This window comes from Acinetobacter sp. YH01022 (assembly GCF_013420235.1).
Taxonomy (GTDB): Bacteria; Pseudomonadota; Gammaproteobacteria; order Pseudomonadales; family Moraxellaceae; genus Acinetobacter.
The window spans coordinates 48104-69673 of the sequence record NZ_VOYP01000006.1; the positions used below are offsets into that span (position 1 = coordinate 48104).

The following is a 21570-nucleotide window of genomic DNA, read 5'->3' on the forward strand; positions in this document are numbered from 1 at the left end:
ATGAATAATATTTTCTTTTCTCTTGGGGCAAATATTGCCTCAAAGATGATTATATTGTTAATTAATGTGATTAGCTTTAGGTTATTACTTCCTGAAGAGTACGGAGTAATATCTCTATTGTTGGCGATGACAGCAACAATTGGTGCTATTTCTGGAATGGGAGCTTCTGTTGCAGTAAATAGTATCGTTGCTCGTAATGGTTTCACTAGTTTAAGTGCTTTATTTGTAAAGTATAATTATTTTATTTCTTTCCTTTTTTCTATAATCTTAGCAATCTTTATTTATGTATTTTATTTAGATGATATTAATCAACTACCTTCGTGGCAAATTTTTTCTTTTATATTATTTTTCTCTTTATTTAGTTCATTAAATTCAATTAGTGAAGCAGTTTTGGTTGGACTTAAAGATTTTAAAAAGATTTTTATTAATAATTTTACTAGCTTTCTTATCTTTCTCCCTATTTCATTGTATTTAATTGTTGAGTTAAAAGTATTAGGTGTATTGATTAGTCTAATAGCTTATAGATTTTTATTATTTGTTATTAATTTTTATTCGGTTGGTAAAACAGGATTGCTGGAATTTAAGTCTGGTGATACAAGTGAAAAAATAAAAATATATCAAAAATTTAAAGAGCTTTCGATTCCTGTAATTTTTTCAGGTTTATTGGTGGCGCCTGTTATAGGTTTGGCATTTAAGATTGTTTCTAGTCAAGAGCAAGGTTTAAGTCATTTGGCATATTTTAATATAGTGTATCAAGTATATTTGGTTGCAATCTTTATTCCTAATGCTTTAAATGGTTATTTTATATCAAAATTCTCTAGTAAAAATGAAGAAAATGAAAATAATTTTTTGAAAATAGCAAAAAACAACTTTTTCTTTGCACTAGTGATAGCATCTTGCTTGTTTATTTTCCAAAAATTGTTTTTCATCATAGTTGATGATTACTCAGTAGATCTTGTAAATAATTATTATATTATGTTGGGCACAATTGTATTCTTTAGTTTAAATGCAGTTTTTGCTAGTTATTGGCCTTCAATAGGAAAAGCTTGGTTTGGATTTTATATGAATATAATTTGGGCAATTGTATTGCTTATAGTCACATTTGTTTTTTCTAAATATGAAATTTCAGCAGCATTATCTTGGGCATTTTTTATAGCCTATTTAGCTTTAACTATAGTGCAACTTTTAAGTTATAAGGTGTTAAGTTATGCAAAAAAATAAGACTATTTGGGTGTTGTTACGTTCGCATGTAGTTGCCTTACCACCTATAATGACGGTTTTACAGTGTCTACTAGAATTAAATCAATTTAAAGTTGGCTTCATATCTACTCAAGCTAGTGGTTTAATTCATGAAGATCTTGAAGAGTATATTGTTGACCAAAAACACAATGTAAATAAAATAAATCGAATTATAAATTATCTAGAATATAGAGCTTTAGTCAATAAAACTTTAGATAAGCATTTGAAATCTGAAGATTTGGTTTGGGTAGGGTCTTTAGATACGGCTCTAGCCTGTAAAGGATTAGGTTTTTTTGCTAAGAATCCTTATGTATTACATTTACATGAATTGTATGATACACATCAAGACAAGCTAAAATCGATAAAAAACATTGCACAGAATGCAAAGCATGTAGTTGTTCCTGAGCTAAACAGAGCTGGGATCTTGCAAGTTTGGCTTGCCTTAAAGAATAGGCCGATTGTATTACCAAACAAGCCTTATAGACATCCGAGAAAGAAAAATTTAGAGCCTACACATGAGTTAACTCGTAATATTTTACAGGAATATAAAACAGATAAACCTATCATTCTATATCAAGGGCATATAGGCGGTGACCGTAATTTAATGCCCATAGCTGAGGCTATGAGAGAGTTACCAGAATATGAATTTTGGCTGTTAGGTCCAGATCATGGTTATGCTGAAAAGTTGGTTGCGACTTCACCTAATGTAAAATATGTGGGCAGTGTTCCTGCACCTTATCATTTGGAAATAACGAGTTATGCCAGTATTGGTATTATGAGTTATGATCTCATCAATTTAAATAATTTATATTGTGCACCAAATAAGGTGTGGGAGTATATTGGTTTTGGTATTCCATTCCTATCTAATGATTGTTTGAGTTTGAGAGAATTTGATAGTTTTAGTTTGATTTGTGATTTTGAGAAAAATAATATAGTAAATTTTATTAAAAAATTTCTAGTTAAAATGGATATCTTAAGCTCTCATTGTAATTCTTATTATGATGATCTAAATATTAAGAATATTATTCTTGATTTGGTGGGATAGATGGTTTTTTTTATTTCAATATTAAATCTCATTCTGAACATATTTGGAAGTTATTCCTCTTATAGAAGAAATAGTATACTAGTCTTATTTTGGATTGGTCTGGCATTTTTTATATCAATTCCTTTGTTTGTTGATTCTTTTATGGTTTTAATTAATAAGGCAAAAGAATGGGAGGTTTTTTTATTTTTACAAGATGAAAATCATGATTTTTCATTTGAAAAAACAAATATGCTTTTAATGTCTTTATATATTTTATTATTTAATATTTTTTTCCTAATTGGAGAGAGATTTTCTAATATAAAAGTAAATTTAAAAGAAATAAAAATCGATAAAATTCAATTTGAGCGATTTTTATTATTGTTAAATTATATTTTTTTCTTGGTTTTTTTGCTAAATTTTAATGGGGAGTGGTTTGTTGCCGATTTTACTAGAGATGTTAATTTTTACTCCCAAATTAGTGTTATATTTATTTGTATTTGTACATCTGCAACCTATGTCTTAGGTTTAACTGGGCATAAATTTTTAGCGATCTTAAATTTATTGCCAGCAGCCTTAGTATCTTTTATTACATCTGAAAGACCATATTTAGCTCCAGTAATTGGTGTTTGTTTTCTTCTTCTCATAGCAAATAAAAAAAATTTAATAAAACCTGTTATTTTTGGTTTTATTGCATTATTTTTATTCCGCGGAGTACGTGCGATAAGTAATGATGATAAGGCTTCAATAATTAGTATGTTTTTTTCACGTGATTCAGCTACTAGTGTTTTATATTATGTTTTCCAAAACCCTAATTATTACAGTGGATTAACAGAAGCTAAGGCAAGTATATTCATGTTGTCAACGGGTTTGATTCCTACATTTATTTGGAGTGAAAGAAATTTTAGTTTAGTCGATATCCCGGCTATTTTAGCGCAGGATAGATTTGGGTGGACATTTGGTACAATTCACCCTAGTTTACATGGTTGGGTTTATGTTGATTTAGGATGGTTTGGATTAGTATTTGCTTTGATTTTAGGTTTTGCTTTAAGTAAGTTAAATGAAATTTCAGCTCAATACTCTCTTAGAATGTACTCAATAAGTATAGTTGCAATAAGTATGTTTATTTTTGTGGGATTAAGGGGTTCCTTACAAGTTGGTTATTCTAAAGCTTTTTATATTTTTTTCATTGGTATTTTAATTTTTTACTTTTATAAAATTTTAATAAAAGCCTTTCCAAGGAAATCATGATGAATTTAATAATTTGGATGAATCAACCATCTCACCATCAAGCACAATTTTTCGATGCATTAAATGAGAACTTTAATGAATTTAGAGTGAATTATTATAGTCATATCCCATTGAGTCGAGCTGAAATGGGTTGGAGTAAAGATATCCAATTAAAAGGATATGAGCAGTATATAAATCCAGAAAATTTAGAAATTGATCTATTGGAATTAAAAAAATATATCCATATATTGCCAGGATATGGTCATCCATTTTTAATTAAATTAAGAAATATTTTTTCAAAGAATAATATTAAATGGGTGCATTGGAGTGAAAAGGCCTCTACTGGGTGGAAATGGTATGCTTCATATTATAAAAAAACTATCCATGCTTATTATATTAATAAATATGCATTAGGCGCTTTAGCAATTGGTGATCATGCTAAAAATGACTTTATTAAATGGGGTATTCATAAAAATAAAATAGAAATATTACCTTACTCATTTAATGATTTACAGGATTATCCTTCTGATAAGCAAATATTAGATTTTAAAAAAGGAAGAAAATTATTTCTTTTTGTGGGGCGGTTAAGTTTCCTAAAAGGAACAGATTTATTAATAAAAGCATTTTATGAAAAATTTTATAAAAATCCTGAGTGGTGTTTAGTTCTTGTTGGTAATCAAAAAGATAAAACTAATTATCAGGATTTAATTGATCAGTTAGGTTTAACTGATCAAATCTTTATAAGAGGGGTAATACCTGCTCATAAAATAAGTTCAGCCTATAAATCTTGTGATGTTTTTATTCTTCCAAGTCGATATGATGGTTGGGGAATGGTCGTAAACGAAGCTCTTTATTGTAATAAACCTATAATTGTTTCAGATGCTGTCGGAGCCTCTACTCATTTAATTAAAGATGATCACAATGGTTATATATTCAAATCTGCTAATTTTGTTGATTTGTCTAATAAAATGTTAAAATATAAAAATGAAGATTTGCTTTTAAAGCATAGTTCTCATAGTAAAGCAATCTTTAAAAGGTATAGTAGTGAAACTTTAGCTATGAACTTAGTCAAAATTTTACAAAAGTGGTTAGATCAAAATGAAAATATTAATTGATTGTAGTTTATTGACGATAGGTGGAGGTGTACAAGTTGCATTAAGTTTATTATTAAATATTGCTAAAGATAAACAGTTTCAATCTATTATTGTGGCAACTCGTCAGATCGACCAACAATTACCTGATGAGATAAAAAAATTATTCTATGCATATTATGTATTAGATAGTGTACCTATATATAAAAAGTATCAGCAAGCTCATTTTTTTTCAAAGTTAGAAGAGAAATATACACCTGATTTAGTTTTTACAGTATTTGGACCTTCTATGTGGCGTCCGAAAGCACCCTGTCTTCAAGGTTTTGCATTAGGGTTAATGTTTTACCCTGAAGTTCAGGATATTTTAAACTATAGTTTGCTTAAAAAAATTAAAATTAAAATAATGTATTTTATTAAAAGGAATTTATTTCTAAAAAATTCTGATTATTATGTTGTTGAAACTTCTGTTGTTAAAAATAATTTAAAAAATCTTCTAAATCTGGAGAGTAATCATATTTTTGTTATTGAAAATAGTTACAATCCATATTTTGAAGAATATTTTAATAGAAAGATGAGTGTAAAAATTTCAAAGGATGAGTTTAATTTTTTGGTTCCTTCCTCTTACTATCCGCATAAAAACTTAGAAATTTTAGCAAATGTCGTAGATTTACTTTATATAAAGAATTTTAAAAATATCTATTTTAATTTTATGATAGAAGATAAATATTTTGAGGCACTTACTAGGTTAGTGGTTAATAAAAATGCCCAATATATGTTAAAAAACTTTGGCCCAATTGCAAGTTCGAATTTACCTAAATATTATGCTGATTGTGATGCTGTAATTTTACCTACTTTAGCTGAATCTTCAACAAGTGCTTATCCAGAATCTTTTATTTCTAAAAAACCTCTCTTAACATCAGATCGTGACTTCTCAAGAGGCTTATGTGGAGAGGCTGCTTTATTTTTTGATCCTTTAGATGCTGAGGATATAGTAAACAAAGTGATTACTATATATCAAGATGAAAAACTTAGGGTTGCTATTGTTGAAAAAGGTGTTGATCAGCTTAGTAGAGTCTATATTTCGGCTGAAGAAAAATGGAAGAAACAAAAAAACCTTATACAAAATTTAATTGACTTAAATTAAATAGTTTTATCGAGATATTTTGATGAGTTATATCAATTACGCTAAACAGAATCTAACCCGTATTCCTTATAGTTTAGGCAAATATATTGCTCTTGTACCCTATGGTATACGTCCTGGTATGAGTACTATATATTCACTTAGAAAAAATGAAATCGAAAATTTTAATGAGTTTTATTCCTATCAATATAAGCAGTTTATTTTTGAAAAAGTCAAAAATATAAGTGTTTATGCTTATACCAATATAGAATTTTATAAAAAGCTGTATAAAGCTTCTGGGGTAAATCCTAACCAATTTTCTCATTTTAGTGACTTATTTGAGTTGCCAATTATCAGTAAAGCTGAATTGCAAGCTGTTTCTATTGAAGAACGCTCAAATATAAAGCTAAAAAAATCTATTGCGAATACAGGAGGGAGTAGTGGGCAACCTTTATCATTCTATATAGAACCAAGCTCTATACCGCATGAATGGGCACACATGCATACTATTTGGGCTAAATTAGGCTATAAGCAAAGCGATTTAAAAATTGTTTTTGGTGGGCGAGCTGACGTCAAAAATATTATGGAATATGATGCAGTACGTCATCAGTTGACTATTGATATTTATAAGAGCCCACAACAAATCGCAGATACCCTGTTAGTAAACTTTAAAAAATATAAGCCAAAATATTTACATGGTTATCCAAGTGCAATTTTTGATTTTGTTATTTGGCTTGATCTTTATAAACATCCCTTATTACCTGTATTAAAACAACATATACAAGGGATGTTCTTGGGTTCAGAATTTCCATCCCCAGTTCTTAGAAAAAAAGTAGAAGAGTTGCTTTCTTGTAGTTCTGTGTCGTGGTACGGACATACAGAAAGGGCAGTTCTAGCATACGAAAAAGATGAGCAATATACCTATAGCCCATTTGTATCTTATGGTTTTGCAGAAGCAATTCAGAATGAACAAGAGGATTATAGTCTAGTTGCAACAAGCTACTATAACTATGCTTCTCCACTTATTCGATATGATACTAGTGATTTGATTGAACCCAATATTCAAGATGGATTGCTTGTAGATTTTAAAATTAGCAGTGGGCGTAATGGTGAATATGTACTAGATCGCCATTTAAATAAAATTTATTTAACTGCTTTAATTTTTGGCCGTCATCACTCAATTTTTGATTACGTGCAGCATGTGCAAGTGAAACAAATAGAAGCTGGTAAGGTTACATTTTATATTACTTCAAACCATAACTATTCCCATGAATTTTTAATAGATAAAATGGATTTAAGTAATGTAGATTTAGACTTCTCTTTTGAGGTTATTCAATCTCCTATTAAGACAGCTGCTGCAAAAGTCCCATTATTAATCAAAAATTAACTATAGAATTCCTGAGCAAACTTATGAAACAAATCCTCCAAGATATGGCAAAAGGCGGTACAACCGTAACAGAAGCACCAGTACCACAGTGCTCTAGAGGGCATTTACTTATTTCCACTACTACTTCGCTTATTTCAGCAGGTACAGAGCGCATGTTAGTCGGCTTTGGTAAAGCTTCTATGTTAGACAAAGCTCGCCAACAACCAGAAAAAGTAAAAATGGTACTTGAAAAAGTCCAAACAGATGGGCTGCTTACTACCTATGACGCAGTAAAGTCCAAACTGGCACAACCTTTACCACTTGGTTATTGTAATGTTGGTATAGTTCATGAGGTTGGAGCGGGTGTAGACGATTTTAAAGTAGGTGATCGTGTCGTTTCAAATGGTCCACATGCAGACATAGTCAAAGTACCGAAAAACCTATGTGCAAAAATACCCGACAATGTAGCCGATGAAGCAGCTTCTTTTACAGTTGTTGCTAGTATTGGCTTACAAGGCATTCGTCTGGCACAACCAACCATAGGTGAAAGCTTTGTGGTTACAGGTGCAGGCTTAATTGGCTTACTCACCATTCAAATGCTAAGAGCAAATGGCTGCCGTGTATTGGCTATTGACTTTGACCAAAGCAAACTCGAACTTGCCAAACAGTTTGGTGCAGAAGTCTGTAACCCTGCCAAAGGTGAAGACCCTGTAGCTGCAGGTTTAGCATTTAGCCGTGGTGCAGGGGTAGATGGTGTCATTATTACTGCATCAACTAAAGTGAGTGATCCTGTTACACAAGCCGCACGTATGAGTCGCAAACGCGGACGTATTATTTTAGTTGGTGTAACAGGTTTAGAGTTAAATCGTGCAGACTTCTATGAAAAAGAACTTAGCTTTCAGGTGTCATGTTCTTATGGACCAGGTCGTTACGATGCTGCTTATGAAGAAAAAGGACAGGATTACCCGGTAGGATTTGTTCGCTGGACAGAACAGCGTAACTTTGTTGCAGTGTTGGATATGATGGCGGCAGGCACATTAAATGTAGATGCCTTAATTACCCATCGTTTTGAATTTGAAGATGCGCCAAAAGCTTATGATGTTTTAACAGAAGATAAATCAGGTTTGGGTATTTTACTTAAATACAATTCGGCCGTAGAAACACGAACAGAAAAGAAAGTCATTTTAAAACCAATTCAGATTGATGCACAAAATGCTGTCGTTGGTTTTATTGGTGCAGGCAATTATGCTTCACGTATTTTAATTCCTGCATTTAAAAAAGCGGCTTCACAACTGCATACCATTGTAACTTCTGGTGGTATTAATGGGGTGATTCATGGTGAAAAGGCAGGATTTGCAGAAGCATCGACAGATATAGATGCTTTATTAAATAATAAAGATGTAAACACTGTAGCAATTGCAACACGACATAATAGTCATGCCTACTTTGTAGAAAAAGCACTGTTAGCGGGTAAAAATGTTTTTGTAGAAAAGCCATTGGCATTGACGGTAGAAGAAATAGAGAAAGTTGAACAGGCTTATAATCACAATATAGAAAATAAACAATATGCTCGTGTCATGGTGGGCTTTAACCGTCGCTTTGCATCTCAAGTACAAAAAATGAAAGCCTTGCTAGACACGGTTAAAGAGCCTAAAAGCTTTATTATGACTATGAATGCAGGTGCGATTCCTGCAGATCACTGGACACAGGATAATGCGGTAGGTGGTGGGCGTATTATTGGTGAGGCATGTCATTTCATAGATTTAATGCGTTTTTTAGCAGGTTCAAAAATTGTGTCTGTTCAAGCGAGACGTATGGGTGAAACCGATGCTGTACAAGTCCTTGAAGATAAAGCAAGCATTACTTTAGGTTTTGAAGATGGTTCATTTGGAACAATTTTCTATTTGGCGAATGGAGCATCAAGTTTTCCTAAAGAGCGAGTAGAAGTCTTTGCTGCAGGCCGTGTATTACAACTGGATAACTTCCGTAAACTTAAAGGTTTTGGCTGGTCTGGCTTTAACAAAATGAATTTGTGGCGTCAGGACAAAGGGCAAGATGCTTGTGCGGCTGCTTTTGTTGAGAGTATTCGTCAAGGCAAAGAGTCACCTATTCCAGCAGATGAAATTTTTGAAGTTGCACGTATGACCATTCAAGCCGCTGAAATTTTACGGGCTCAGACATGAGTGTATTTATAAAGGGGAAAACAGCCTTAGCATTAGGGCTGTTTAACTTATTTCGAGTTTTTAAATACCGTTTAGGTGTCAAAACAGGGTTAAATCCTGTACAAAAACTTGCTGCAAAAATGCCTGAGGGGCAATTTTTTAATACTACGTCCGAGTGTACTAAGGTAAAAAACTTTCCTAAAACCTTACAGGCTTTTGGTTATTTGGAATATCCTTTAACACAGGGTATTCCCAACTGGTTTTATAGTCCGTTAACCCAGTATGAGTTTCAAAACAGTCATTTGGCTTGGTATAAAATTCCAGATTTTGATGCAAATGTAGGTGATATTAAAGGTATTTGGGAAGCTTCGCGTTTTGATTGGGTACTCAACTTTGTTCTGCAAGCTCAACAACATAATGATGAAGCACTGCATGTGTTAGATGCGTGGTTAAACGACTGGTGCCAGAAAAATGCTGCCTATTTAGGGCCCAACTGGAAATGTGGGCAAGAAGCCTCTATTCGGGTCATGCATTTAATTGCAGGCTTAATTGGTTTAAATCAACTGACACAACCGAGTCAAAATATACAACAACTTATAGCATTACATTTAAAACGGATTGCACCTACCATTGATTATGCAATTGCCCAAGACAATAACCATGGTACTTCTGAAGCGACAGCACTTTTTATAGGTGGGGCATTACTCAATCATGTGACACCTAAACCAGAATATAAAGCATGGCGAGAACTTGGGCATAAGTGGTTGGAAAATCGAGCTCAAAAACTGATTATGGAAGATGGTGGATTTAGCCAATATTCAGTGACTTATCATCGTGTGATGCTGGACTCATATTGTCTGGCAGAAATAGTTAGACAGAAATTAAGTTTGCCTAAATTTTCTCAGCGCTTATATAACCAACTGGGAAAAGCCACTAATTGGCTGTATATTTTGACACAGCAAGATGGTGATGCACCGAACCTAGGTGCGAATGATGGCGCTAAGCTTTTGCCTGTCAGTGCGACTGATTACCGCGATTTTAGACCAACTGTACAGTTGGCGAGTACTTTATTTTGTCAGCATAGTTATTATGCCGAATCAGGAAATTATGATGAGACATTGGATTTCTTCGGTATAAATAAAGTGCAGAAATCGGATTTTAATCTGCCAAATAAAAATGTCTTATTTGATTCCAGCGGTTTAATTACTGCTGAGAACAGTAGATTTTTTATTGCTTTTAAATTGCCTATTTTTCAATTTAGACCGAGCCAATGCGATGCCTTACACTTAGATGTATGGTGTAAAGGCAAAAATATTTTAAGAGATGGTGGTACTTATAGTTATAACTCTTCAGCAGAAGAGCTAGAGTATTTTAGCGGTACAGAAAGTCATAATACTGTGCAGTTTGATCAACATTTGCAGATGCCAAGATTAAGCCGTTTTTTATTTGGTGCATGGTTGAAGCCTGAAAATTTAAATTATCAAAAGTATCAATTTTCTTGTGGTTATAAAGATAATTGGGGATGTAAACACCAAAGAAATATTGTTTTAAAAAATAAAACTATCCTTGTTACAGATCATATTTCAGGTTTTCAAGATCAGGCAGTTTTACGTTGGCGCTTACAGCCTGGTAAATGGGAACTTAATGATAAAAAAATTTGTAATGGTGCGATTTCAATTGAAATTAAAACAGATAACGAGGTGGAGATAGTTCTTTCTTCGGGATTTGAGTCTCGTTATTACTATCAGAAAACCGTCTTACCTGTACTAGAGGTGAAGGTAAAGCAGTCCTCAACAATAATCACAGTAATTAAAGATATCTCATGAAAATTTTATATTTCCATCAGCATTTTTCGACTCCTAAAGGTTCGGCAGGCATTCGTTCTTACGCGATGGCGCAATCGCTTATTCGTAATGGACATCAAGTGACGATGGTATGCGGCTCCTTTGGCGCTGGCCAGACTGGCTTAACACAGCCCTTTGATAAAGGCGTGCGTAAAGGAAATGTAGACGGTATTGATATTATCGAATTTGAATTGCCATATTCAAATAGTTTGTCTTTCTTAAAACGCATCTTAATTTTTTTAAGCTTTGCATTTAAATCAATCAAAGTTGCTTTTACAGAAAATTATGATGTGTTATTTGCAACTACAACACCCCTAACGGCTGGCATTCCAGGAATTTTTGCTAAATGGTTGCGAAGAAAGCCATTTGTATTTGAGGTTCGGGATTTATGGCCAGAACTGCCTAAAGCCATGGGGGTGATTAAAAATCCAATTGTATTGTGGATGATGTCTATATTGGAGTGGGTGTCTTACCATTCAGCAGACCGTTTGGTTGGACTATCGCCAGGTATCGTGGAAGGTATTGTCAAACGTGGTATTGATCCACAAAAAGTGGCATCTATTCCGAATGGCTGTGATTTAGATATTTTTGCCCAAGAACAACAGGCTTGGCGTCCTGAGCAGGTAAAAAATACTGATTTAATGGCAATTTTTACGGGAACACATGGTTTAGCCAATGGCTTAAGCGCTGTGATTGAGGCTGCGGCTCAGCTGCAGCAGCGTGGACGTGACGATATTAAAATTGTGCTTGTGGGCGATGGGATGCAAAAAAAAGCATTAATGGAACAAGCTAAGCAGTTAGATTTAAACAATATTATTTTCCATGATCCTGTAAATAAAACCAAATTGGCTGGCTTAATGGCAAGTGCAGATGTCGGCTTGCAAATTTTGGCGAATGTACCAGCATTTTATTATGGTACCTCTCCAAACAAATTTTTTGACTATATTGCAGCAGGATTACCTGTCTTAAATAACTATCCTGGCTGGCTGGCAGAGTTGATTGAGCAAACGAACTGCGGTTTTGCTGTACCGCCAGAAAATGCACAGTTATTTGCAGATGCATTAGAATATGCAGCAGATCATCGTGATGAGCTTGTGGTTATGGGTGAAAATGCACAGAATTTAGCTCGCTCTCAGTTTAACCGTCAGGAACTTTCACAAAAGTTTGCTGAGTGGGTAGCGCAAGGATAATATAATGCTAAAACGCCTCCTCGATATTATTATTGCTTCTATTGCCCTTATCTTGCTGTCACCGTTGTATTTTTATGTGGCACATAAAGTGAAAAAAAATCTGGGCTCACCAGTGTTATTTCGTCAGGTGCGTCCCGGTTTACATGGCAAACCTTTTGAGATGATCAAGTTCCGAACCATGAAAGATGCGGTGGATGAACAAGGCAATCCATTACCGGACAGTGAACGTCTAACGGCTTTTGGTCAGATGCTGCGCTCTACCAGTCTGGATGAAATGCCAGAATTGTGGAATGTAATTAAAGGCGATATGAGTATTGTTGGTCCACGTCCATTACTGATGGAATACCTGCCACTTTATAATGCCGAACAAGCTAAACGTCACAATGTGCGTCCAGGTATGACCGGTCATGCACAGGTGAATGGCCGTAATGCGATTAGTTGGGAAGAAAAGTTTAAGCTGGATACCTGGTATGTTGAAAATCAATCAATTTGGCTTGATTTTAAAATTATGCTGAAGACAGTAAAAAAAGTTATTGCTAAAGATGATATTAATGAAGCTGGTGAAGTGACAATGACAAAATTTACTGGCACTAAGACGGATCATCATTATGATTGAAGTCTATGCAATTTATGGTGCATCTGGGTGTGGCCGTAGTTTAATGCCAGTAGCACGTGAACAGCTAGAGCGTGATAATATTCAAGCTGAAATTTATTTTATTGATGACAGTTTAACTGAAAAAATTACAATTAATGGCCATGTGGCTTTGAATTATGAAGCTTTTAAAGAATTAAAAGCTGATAAAAAATTCACTTTAATTGCGATTGCCAATAGTCAAATTCGTGAAAAAATTGCGATAAAACTTGAACAAGATGCAATTGAGCGATGGACTGTTCAGGCAGATAATGTCGTGCGTATGGATGCAATAGAAATTGCTCCGGGTGCTGCTTTAAGTCCATTTGTGACTCTCACTTCCAATATTAAAATTGGCAAATGTTTTCATGCCAATTTATATAGCTATATAGAACATGATTGTGTAATTGGCGACTATGTTACTTTTGCTCCTGGAGTAAAATGTAACGGCAATATTCATATCCAAGATCATGCTTATATTGGTGCAGGTGCCGTGATTAAACAAGGCACACCAGACAAACCTTTAGTGATTGGTAAGGGTGCTGTGGTAGGAATGGGCGCTGTCGTGACTAAAAGTGTGCCACCAGGCGTGACAGTAGTTGGCAATCCGGCACGTATTTTAGAGAAAAAATAAGCTTTTCAATTTTAAAAATTCAGGACACATCATGTTAAATACTGTATTTGAACCATGGCCAAGTTTTACTCAGGAAGAAGCGGATGCAGTTTCCCAGGTTTTATTGTCGAATAAGGTCAACTACTGGACCGGACAGGAATGCCGTGAGTTTGAAAAAGAATTTGCCCAGTTTGCAGACACCCGGTATGCAGTGGCATTGGCCAATGGAACCGTGGCGCTCGATGTGGCTTTAAAAGCACTGGGTATCGGGGCAGGGGATGATGTCATTGTCACCTCACGTACCTTTCTGGCTTCAGCCAGTTCCATTGTGACAGCTGGGGCAAATCCGATTTTTGCCGATGTGGAAATGGACTCGCAAAATATCTCACGTCGTACGATTGAAGCAGTTTTAACGCCTAATACCAAAGCGATTATTTGTGTGCATCTCGCTGGCTGGATGTGTGATATGGATCCCATCATGCAGCTGGCTTCCGATAAAGGCCTGTATGTGATTGAAGATTGTGCCCAAGCCCATGGTGCCAAGTACAAAGGGAAATCTGCAGGTTCAATCGGTCATATTGGTGCCTGGTCATTCTGTCAAGATAAAATTATGACCACGGGTGGTGAAGGAGGAATGGTCACTACCAATGATGAAAATTTATGGAAAAAAATGTGGTCTTATAAAGATCATGGTAAAAACTTTGACAGTATATATAACAAACAGCATCCACCGGGATTCCGCTGGTTACATGACTCTTTTGGTACCAACTGGCGCATGATGGAAATGCAGGCTGTGATCGGCCGTATTCAGCTGAAAAAAATGCCAGAATGGACCGCAAAACGCATCGCCAATATGCAGAAAATTTATACCGCATTTGCAGACAATCTATATTTTACCGTGCATCGCCCCTCCAATGACTATGTACATGCTGCCTATAAATGTTATGTACAAGTCAATAATGAAAAATTGCCTGAAGGATGGTCACGTGATCGCATTATGGGTGAAATTAATGCGCTGAATGTGCCTTGTTTTAGCGGTTCCTGTTCAGAGGTCTATTTGGAACATGCGTTTGATGGCACGTCATGGCGCCCGGAACAGCGCCTGGCGAATGCACAAAAACTTGGCGATAACAGTCTGATGTTCTTGGTGCATCCTACCTTAAGTGATGAAAGTATTAACAAAACTGTGACGGTAATTCAACAGGTCATTAATAGAATAGTTGCTTAAACTTTTGAGAGAAATGCACCGTATTCGGTGCATTTCTCTATTATCACTCTAAGTTACCAATAGAATCATGATTCATTAAAAATTTATTAGAATTGAGACAACGTACCCAGTGAAATCGATCATTACGCCTTTCGTAGAATCACCGCGAGCCGCCAAACTTGCATTTTTAATTATTCTGGATTTTTGTACTTTTCCGGTCTTGATCTGGCTATGTTATGCGATTCGCCTTTTTGATTTAGGCGCAGAGGTAGTGCCTCATCTGGCTTTTGGTGCAGTTTGGGTGAGTGTCATTGCCGTTGCATCGCTTTTGCTCTGTGGGGTTTACCGCTTTATTGTCCGTACTTATAATGAAGTGTTTATGATCAAAATAGGACTGGCGACTGCATTGGCTGTCTTCGGTCTTTATGCCTTGGCTTATTTTACCCCGGCATTTATTCCGACCTCTATTCCGCTGATGTTCGGCTTTATGATGTTTGCCTGGATCTGGTTTAGCCGTGGCATTATCCGCTTTATTATCCGTTCCTATTTGCAGGCTGACGTACAGAAAAAACGCATTGCGATTTATGGTGCGGGTAATGCAGGCCAACAGGTTGCTGCTGCACTTTATCGTTCCAATGAGCATTTACCGGTCATGTTTATTGATGACAAACGCTCATTGACTGGACAGCAGCTGGGGCGACTTAAAGTCTATGATGCCCAGACAGCCCTAAAGCTCATGAGCAAGCAAAAAATTGATGAAATTCTGATTGCTTTGCCTTCAGTCGGACGGGTCCGTAAAAGTGAAATCATTAAATTTTTAGAACCGGCACATTTAAAAATTACCGAGATTCCGGGATTGACCAAACTGGTCGATGGTGAAATCCGGATTTCTGATATTCAGGAAGTAGATATTATTGACCTGCTGGGACGCGATCCGGTGCCGCCCGTAGCAGAGCTTCTGGCCAAGAATATTAAAGATAAAGTGGTGATGGTCACCGGTGCAGGCGGTTCGATTGGTTCAGAGTTGTGCCGCCAGATTGTAAAAAACCAGCCGGTGAAAATCATCATTTTTGAATTAACCGAGTTTGCCCTGTATAGCATTGATAAAGAACTCCGGCTAATGTCACAGTGCGAGATTATTCCGATTCTGGGCTCGGTGCTGGACCAGCAAAAACTGGAACGTGTGATTGAACAGTATGGTGTGCAAACCGTCTATCATGCAGCAGCCTACAAGCATGTACCATTGGTTGAGTGTAATCCGCTGGCAGGCTTGAAAAATAATGCAGTAGGAACGGCGTTTAGCGTGAATGCGGCTGTGAAGAAAGGCGTCGAAACCTTTGTGCTGATCTCAACTGATAAAGCGGTACGTCCGACCAATGTCATGGGCGCCAGTAAACGTATGGCAGAACTTTACTGTCAGGCTATGGCGGAAGCTCAGGACCAGACCCAGATCAGCATTGTCCGTTTTGGCAACGTACTCGGTTCTTCTGGCTCCGTGGTGCCCTTGTTCAAGCAGCAAATTGCCAAGGGTGGACCGATTACCGTGACTCATCCGGACGTGACCCGTTACTTTATGACTATTCCGGAAGCGTCACAACTGGTGATTCAGGCCGGTGCCTTGGGTGTTGGTGGCGATGTATTCCTGCTGGATATGGGTGAACCAGTGCGTATCCAGGATCTGGCCCGTCAAATGATTGCCTTGAGCGGACTGAAAGTCCGTGATGAGCAGCATCCGGAGGGCGATATAGAAATTCAGTATGCTGGTTTGCGTCCAGGTGAAAAGCTGTATGAAGAACTGTTAATTGATCAGGAAAATACCGATATTACCTCACACAATCGTATCCTGAGATCATTTGAAAAACACGTTCCGTTACAGGAAATTACACAAGTGTTTGATAAAATCCAGGAACTTTCTGCTACGCAGGCAGATATCGACTGGGCCTTGTCACAGCTTGAATATTATGTTGATGGCTATCAACGTGGTAAAGAAATTAAAGTCAATTAAGTGAAGTTCATTTATGATTAAGAAAGCCATTTTGCCAGTCGCAGGCTTGGGTACCCGTTTTCTTCCAGCCAGTAAGTCTATTCCTAAAGAAATGGTGACGGTGGTGGATCGTCCAGCGATTGAATATGTGGTACGTGAGGCTGTTGCAGCAGGAATTGAACAGATTATCCTGGTCACACATTCATCTAAAGCATCGATTGAAAATTACTTTGACCGTAATTTTGAGCTTGAAACGACACTTGAAAATAAAAAGAAATTCGATTTGCTTGCAGAAATCACAGAAATTTTACCCTCGCATGTCAGCGTGATCAGCGTACGTCAACCACAACCCCTAGGTTTAGGTCATGCAGTACTCTGTGCCAAGACCGTGATTGGCGAAGATGACTTTGCGGTTTTATTACCTGATGTATTGGTGAAAGATCCAGAGTCAGTAAATGATTTGAGCTTAATGATTCAACGTTTTAATTCATCTCAAGCTTCACAAATTATGGTGGAAGCTGTGCCGGATCATCTGGTCGATCAATACGGCATTATAGATGTTGCAAGCTCACCTTTAGAAGGTGAAAGTAGCGTAATGCAAGGGATTGTGGAAAAACCGGCAGTCGGTACTGCACCCTCCAATCTTTCCGTCGTGGGGCGTTATGTCCTGCCTGCCAAGATTATGCAGTTATTGGAAAATACCCCCAAAGGTGCAGGCAACGAAATTCAGCTCACCGATGCGATTGCGGAATTACAAAAGACCGAAACAGTTGAAGCCTATCGAATGAAAGGTCAAACCTTTGACTGTGGCAGCAAATTGGGTTATCTCAAAGCCGTGTTACATTATGGTGTAGATCATCCTAAATTGGGTGAGGACTTTAAAGCGCTTATCCAGGAACTTGCATTATAAGGCGGTGAATGATGAAGGTTGCAGTATTTGGACAAACCCTGTACTCAGGTGTTCTGTCAGCATTGTTGGCTGAATGCGGCCATCAGGTGTACTGGTGTGATTTTCTAAAAAAAAGTGCTTTAGAACAAGCCTATGCCCAAGATGATGCAGTCAAACAGTTACTGGATAAACAGCAGCAAAATGGATTTTTAAAATACTGTCACCTGAATGATATTGCCCTGGATATGGATGCCTATTTCTTTAGTTTTAATCCGACTGAAGAACATCTGGGAATTGAAATATTAAAAGAAATCGGTCAGCGTCAAATTATTCATCCTAAACTGATGATCAATGCGTCCACGCTAGGCTTGCATGGCACCGACAAATTGCAAAAATATTTACCTGAGGATGACTGGGTGTATTTACCTGACATTATTCAGGAGGGAAATGCCTTGGCCAGCATGACTCAGGCCGAACAGTTGATTGTGGGCTGTGAGCAAAGCAAGGTTCAACTCAAAATCCAGGAATTACTGCGTCCATTGTTTCCACGCCATCAGCAATATCTATTTATGCCCGTTTTAGATGCCGAATTTACCAAACTCAGCATTTCAGGCATGTTGGCAACACGGATTAGCTATATAAACGATTTGGCCGTAGTTGCGGAAAAACTGGGCATTGATATCGAGCATGTGCGGCAGGGCATGGCAGCGGATAGCCGGATCGGGTCGTCCTATCTGTATCCGGGAGCGGGTTTTGGCGGAGAAAACTTCTCGCATGATATTCTTACCTTGGCCAATACCGTGTCCGGGACAGGAACGAAAAGTCAGCTGTTGGCGCAGGTGTGGGACATCAATGAACAGCAAAAAGAGCTGCTGTTTAGAAAGCTGTGGAAATATTACCATGGCGATTTAAAAGCTAAAACGGTGGCAATTTGGGGTGCCTCTTTTAAAGAAAATACGGCACGTATCCAGCAGTCCCCCATTCATACCATGCTGAAAGCTTTATGGGCACAGGGCGTAACGGTCAAGCTGCATGATCCGCAGGCATTGGCGGAAATTGAGAAAGTCTATGGTCATCGTGAGGACCTGATTTATTGTACTGACCAGTATGAAGCCGTAAATGGCGCACATGCCTTATGCCTGTTAACTGCCTGGAAACAATATTGGAGTCCGGATTACCCGACTTTATTAAAAATCATGCGGCATCCGCTGATTTTGGATGGTCGAAATATTTATGATCCAGACTATGTGAAAGGTCAGGGATTTGCCTATATGGGGGTAGGGCGTTAATGATGAATCAAGCACAACCTTATCCAGTAGAAGTGGCTGATACAGTTCTAAGCAAGCTGCTGAAATTGAAAAATGAAATTGGAAACAAGCATTTAACCGATTTTTTTGCAGAAGAAGATCAGCGTTTTCAAAAAAATTCTGTAAATTTAGACACGCTTGTCTTCGATTTTAGCAAGCATCGGGTCAATCAGACGGTACTTGACCATTTGGTGGAATGGGCCAATGCACAAGAGCTCAAGCCCTGGATTAAACGGCTGTTTTCCAGTGAAGCCATTAACTATACCGAACAGCGTGCAGCGATGCACTGGGCATTACGTTTGCCTCCGCATGATCAACTGCATGCTGACGTTGCAGCACAGGTTCATCAGCAACTTCAGCGCATGTATGCCCTGGTGGAAAAAATTCATGCCGGTCAATTTCGTGGTGCGACCGGAGAAGTGATCCAGGATGTGGTCAATATTGGGGTGGGAGGGTCGGATCTTGGGCCAGTGATGGTCAGTCATGCCTTATCCGATTTTAAAAAACAGACCACCAAGCCTTTAAATATACATTTTGTATCGACCATGGATGGCAGCCAGTTGTCGGCATTATTGCATCAGCTGCGTCCTGAGACCACTTTATTTATTATCTCATCCAAGTCTTTTAGCACCATTGATACCTTATCCAATGCGCAAACCGTGCGTTTATGGCTGGAAAAAGCATTAGGTCAGCATCCGCATATTCTCAAGCACCATTTTATCGGGGTATCGACCAAACCCGAGAAAATGACCGAATGGGGCATTGCGCCTGAAAATCAGTTGTTGCTCTGGGACTGGGTCGGTGGGCGTTATTCGCTCTGGTCATGTATTGGCTTGCCGATTGCATTAACCATTGGGGTTGAGGGCTTTAAGCAGTTACTGGTTGGCGCATATGCGATGGATCAACATTTCCAGCAGGCTCCTTTCAATGAAAATATTCCTGTACTGATGGGCTTGCTGGGTGCCTGGAATACCAATTTTTTAGATATCCAGACCCATGCCATTTTGCCTTATGATGGTCGTTTAAAATACTTTGCCTCATATTTACAACAGCTGGAAATGGAATCGAATGGTAAATCGATTCAGCGCAACAATGAAAAAGTTCAACTTGATAGCTGCCCGATTGTGTGGGGTGAGGTTGGACCCAATGCCCAGCATGCTTTCTACCAGTTATTGCATCAAGGTACACAAGCCGTAAGCTGTGATTTTATTGCACCGGTAAAACGTTATAATGCCAATCAATTTACCTATGCCGAAAATGCCGAAGCCTTGGTCGAGCAGCACCATTTGGCCTTATCCAATTGTCTGGCTCAATCACGCTTGCTGGCATTTGGCAATCAAGCCTTGGATCAGGCTGAACTCAATGATTTACCTGCCTATAAACAATATGCAGGCAATCAGCCCAGTAGCACCATTTTACTCCAGGAGCTGACACCCTATAGCCTGGGGATGCTGATAGCCATGTATGAACATAAAGTGTTTGTACAGTCTGTGCTATGGAATATCAATCCCTTTGACCAATGGGGTGTGGAAAAAGGCAAGGAAATAGCTAATCAGCTGCTGCCGATTTTAAGTGGCGAAAGTCAGAATATTTCAGACCTGGATGACTCGACTCAAGGTTTAATACATATTTTATTAGGAAAAACACATGGCTAAAATTTTAGTGACCGGCGGTGCAGGCTATATTGGCTCACATACCTGCGTGGAACTTTTAAATTCAGACCATGAAGTGATTGTGCTGGATAATCTTTGCAATAGTTCGGAAGAATCTTTAAACCGTGTACAACAGATCTGCGGAAAAACCTTAACTTTTGTGCAAGGCGATATTCGTGATGCACAGGTTCTAGATCAGGTTTTTCAGCAGCATCAGATTGATGCGGTGATTCATTTTGCCGGTTTAAAAGCGGTAGGGGAAAGCCAGCAGATTCCACTGGCTTATTTTGACAATAATATTTCCGGCTCCATTCAACTGCTACAGGCCATGCAGCGCGCCGGAGTATTTAATCTGGTCTTCAGTTCATCGGCCACAGTGTACGATGAGGCGAATGTGTCGCCTTTAAATGAAAGTATGCCGACTGGTATGCCGACGAATAATTATGGCTATACCAAACTGATGGTTGAACAGCTTCTACAAAAGTTGTCGATTGCAGATGAACGCTGGTCGATTGCACTACTGCGTTATTTCAACCCGGTCGGTGCACATAAGAGTGGTCGTATTGGAGAAGATCCGCAAGGCATTCCAAATAACCTGATGCCATTTGTCACTCAGGTTGCTGTAGGCCGCCGGGAAAAATTGGCGATCTTCGGCAATGATTACGATACCGTTGACGGAACTGGCGTGCGCGATTATATCCATGTGGTGGATTTGGCGAATGCTCATTTGTGTGCCCTGAATAACCGCCTTATGGCAAAAGGCTGTCGTGCCTGGAATATTGGAACCGGTCAGGGCTCATCGGTTCTGGAAGTGGTGAAGACGTTTGAACGGGTCAACCATGTGCCGGTCGCCTATAGCATTGAGCCACGCCGTGAAGGCGATGTGGCGACTTCATTTGCAGACAATAGCCGTGCTGTGCAAGAGTTAGGCTGGGAACCGCAATATACTCTGGAAGATATGCTGGCGGACAGCTGGAACTGGCAAAAGCAGAATCCGAAAGGGTTTATCTAAGATCCGATCATG

General features: G+C 37.9%; 17 protein-coding genes. All 17 read left to right on the forward strand.

Annotated features, from left to right (window positions below; all coding sequences use genetic code 11):
• The 17 genes from FTT87_RS03150 to galE all read left to right on the forward strand — a co-directional run bounded on the left by FTT87_RS03150 (position 1) and on the right by galE (position 21558).
• Entirely contained in the window at positions 1–1221 is a 1221-nt protein-coding gene (locus FTT87_RS03150; protein WP_180174347.1) for a polysaccharide biosynthesis C-terminal domain-containing protein, read from the forward strand.
• The gene (locus tag FTT87_RS03155) at positions 1208–2284 is read left to right on the forward strand and encodes a hypothetical protein (RefSeq protein WP_180174348.1); all 1077 of its coding nucleotides are present in this window, start codon (positions 1208–1210) and stop codon (positions 2282–2284) included. The genes FTT87_RS03150 and FTT87_RS03155 overlap by 14 nt, the downstream gene beginning before the upstream one ends.
• Positions 2285–3511, forward strand: coding sequence for a hypothetical protein (locus FTT87_RS03160; protein ID WP_180174349.1), 1227 nt, complete (start codon positions 2285–2287; stop codon positions 3509–3511).
• Positions 3508–4605, forward strand: coding sequence for a glycosyltransferase family 4 protein (locus FTT87_RS03165; protein WP_218954186.1), 1098 nt, complete (start codon positions 3508–3510; stop codon positions 4603–4605). Before FTT87_RS03160 ends, FTT87_RS03165 begins: the two co-directional genes overlap by 4 nt.
• Entirely contained in the window at positions 4589–5725 is a 1137-nt protein-coding gene (locus FTT87_RS03170) for a glycosyltransferase (protein WP_180174351.1), read from the forward strand. Before FTT87_RS03165 ends, FTT87_RS03170 begins: the two co-directional genes overlap by 17 nt.
• Before the next feature lie 22 nt (positions 5726–5747).
• Positions 5748–7088 (forward strand): hypothetical protein, encoded by a 1341-nt coding sequence (locus tag FTT87_RS03175; protein ID WP_180174352.1) that lies wholly within the window; start codon positions 5748–5750, stop codon positions 7086–7088.
• Between the two features lie 23 nt (positions 7089–7111).
• Positions 7112–9250, forward strand: a complete 2139-nt coding sequence (locus tag FTT87_RS03180) for a bi-domain-containing oxidoreductase (protein WP_180174353.1) — start codon at positions 7112–7114, stop codon at positions 9248–9250.
• Positions 9247–11055 carry a heparinase II/III family protein gene (locus tag FTT87_RS03185; RefSeq protein ID WP_180174354.1) on the forward strand — a complete coding sequence of 603 codons (1809 nt, stop codon included), beginning with the start codon at positions 9247–9249 and terminating at the stop codon, positions 11053–11055. The genes FTT87_RS03180 and FTT87_RS03185 overlap by 4 nt, the downstream gene beginning before the upstream one ends.
• Positions 11052–12263, forward strand: a complete 1212-nt coding sequence (locus FTT87_RS03190) for a glycosyltransferase family 4 protein (RefSeq protein WP_180174355.1) — start codon at positions 11052–11054, stop codon at positions 12261–12263. The genes FTT87_RS03185 and FTT87_RS03190 overlap by 4 nt, the downstream gene beginning before the upstream one ends.
• 4 nt (positions 12264–12267) lie before the next feature.
• A complete protein-coding gene (locus FTT87_RS03195; protein ID WP_180174356.1) occupies positions 12268–12879 on the forward strand; it encodes a sugar transferase in 612 nt (203 codons plus the stop codon).
• Entirely contained in the window at positions 12872–13528 is a 657-nt protein-coding gene (locus FTT87_RS03200) for a NeuD/PglB/VioB family sugar acetyltransferase (RefSeq protein WP_218954187.1), read from the forward strand. Before FTT87_RS03195 ends, FTT87_RS03200 begins: the two co-directional genes overlap by 8 nt.
• Positions 13529–13559: 31 nt before the next feature.
• A complete protein-coding gene (locus tag FTT87_RS03205; protein WP_180174357.1) occupies positions 13560–14735 on the forward strand; it encodes a DegT/DnrJ/EryC1/StrS aminotransferase family protein in 1176 nt (391 codons plus the stop codon).
• A gap of 109 nt (positions 14736–14844) precedes the next feature.
• Positions 14845–16719 carry a nucleoside-diphosphate sugar epimerase/dehydratase gene (locus FTT87_RS03210; protein ID WP_180174358.1) on the forward strand — a complete coding sequence of 625 codons (1875 nt, stop codon included), beginning with the start codon at positions 14845–14847 and terminating at the stop codon, positions 16717–16719.
• A gap of 13 nt (positions 16720–16732) precedes the next feature.
• Complete coding sequence (galU, locus tag FTT87_RS03215; RefSeq protein WP_180174359.1) at positions 16733–17608, forward strand: UTP--glucose-1-phosphate uridylyltransferase GalU; 876 nt, start codon at positions 16733–16735, stop codon at positions 17606–17608.
• An 11-nt stretch (positions 17609–17619) separates the two neighbouring features.
• Positions 17620–18876: a nucleotide sugar dehydrogenase gene (locus FTT87_RS03220; RefSeq protein WP_180174360.1), complete on the forward strand. Its 1257-nt coding sequence runs from the start codon at positions 17620–17622 to the stop codon at positions 18874–18876.
• The gene (pgi, locus tag FTT87_RS03225) at positions 18876–20549 is read left to right on the forward strand and encodes a glucose-6-phosphate isomerase (RefSeq protein ID WP_180174361.1); all 1674 of its coding nucleotides are present in this window, start codon (positions 18876–18878) and stop codon (positions 20547–20549) included. The genes FTT87_RS03220 and pgi overlap by 1 nt, the downstream gene beginning before the upstream one ends.
• Positions 20542–21558 (forward strand): UDP-glucose 4-epimerase GalE, encoded by a 1017-nt coding sequence (galE, locus tag FTT87_RS03230; protein ID WP_180174362.1) that lies wholly within the window; start codon positions 20542–20544, stop codon positions 21556–21558. The genes pgi and galE overlap by 8 nt, the downstream gene beginning before the upstream one ends.
• Positions 21559–21570 lie beyond the last annotated feature (12 nt).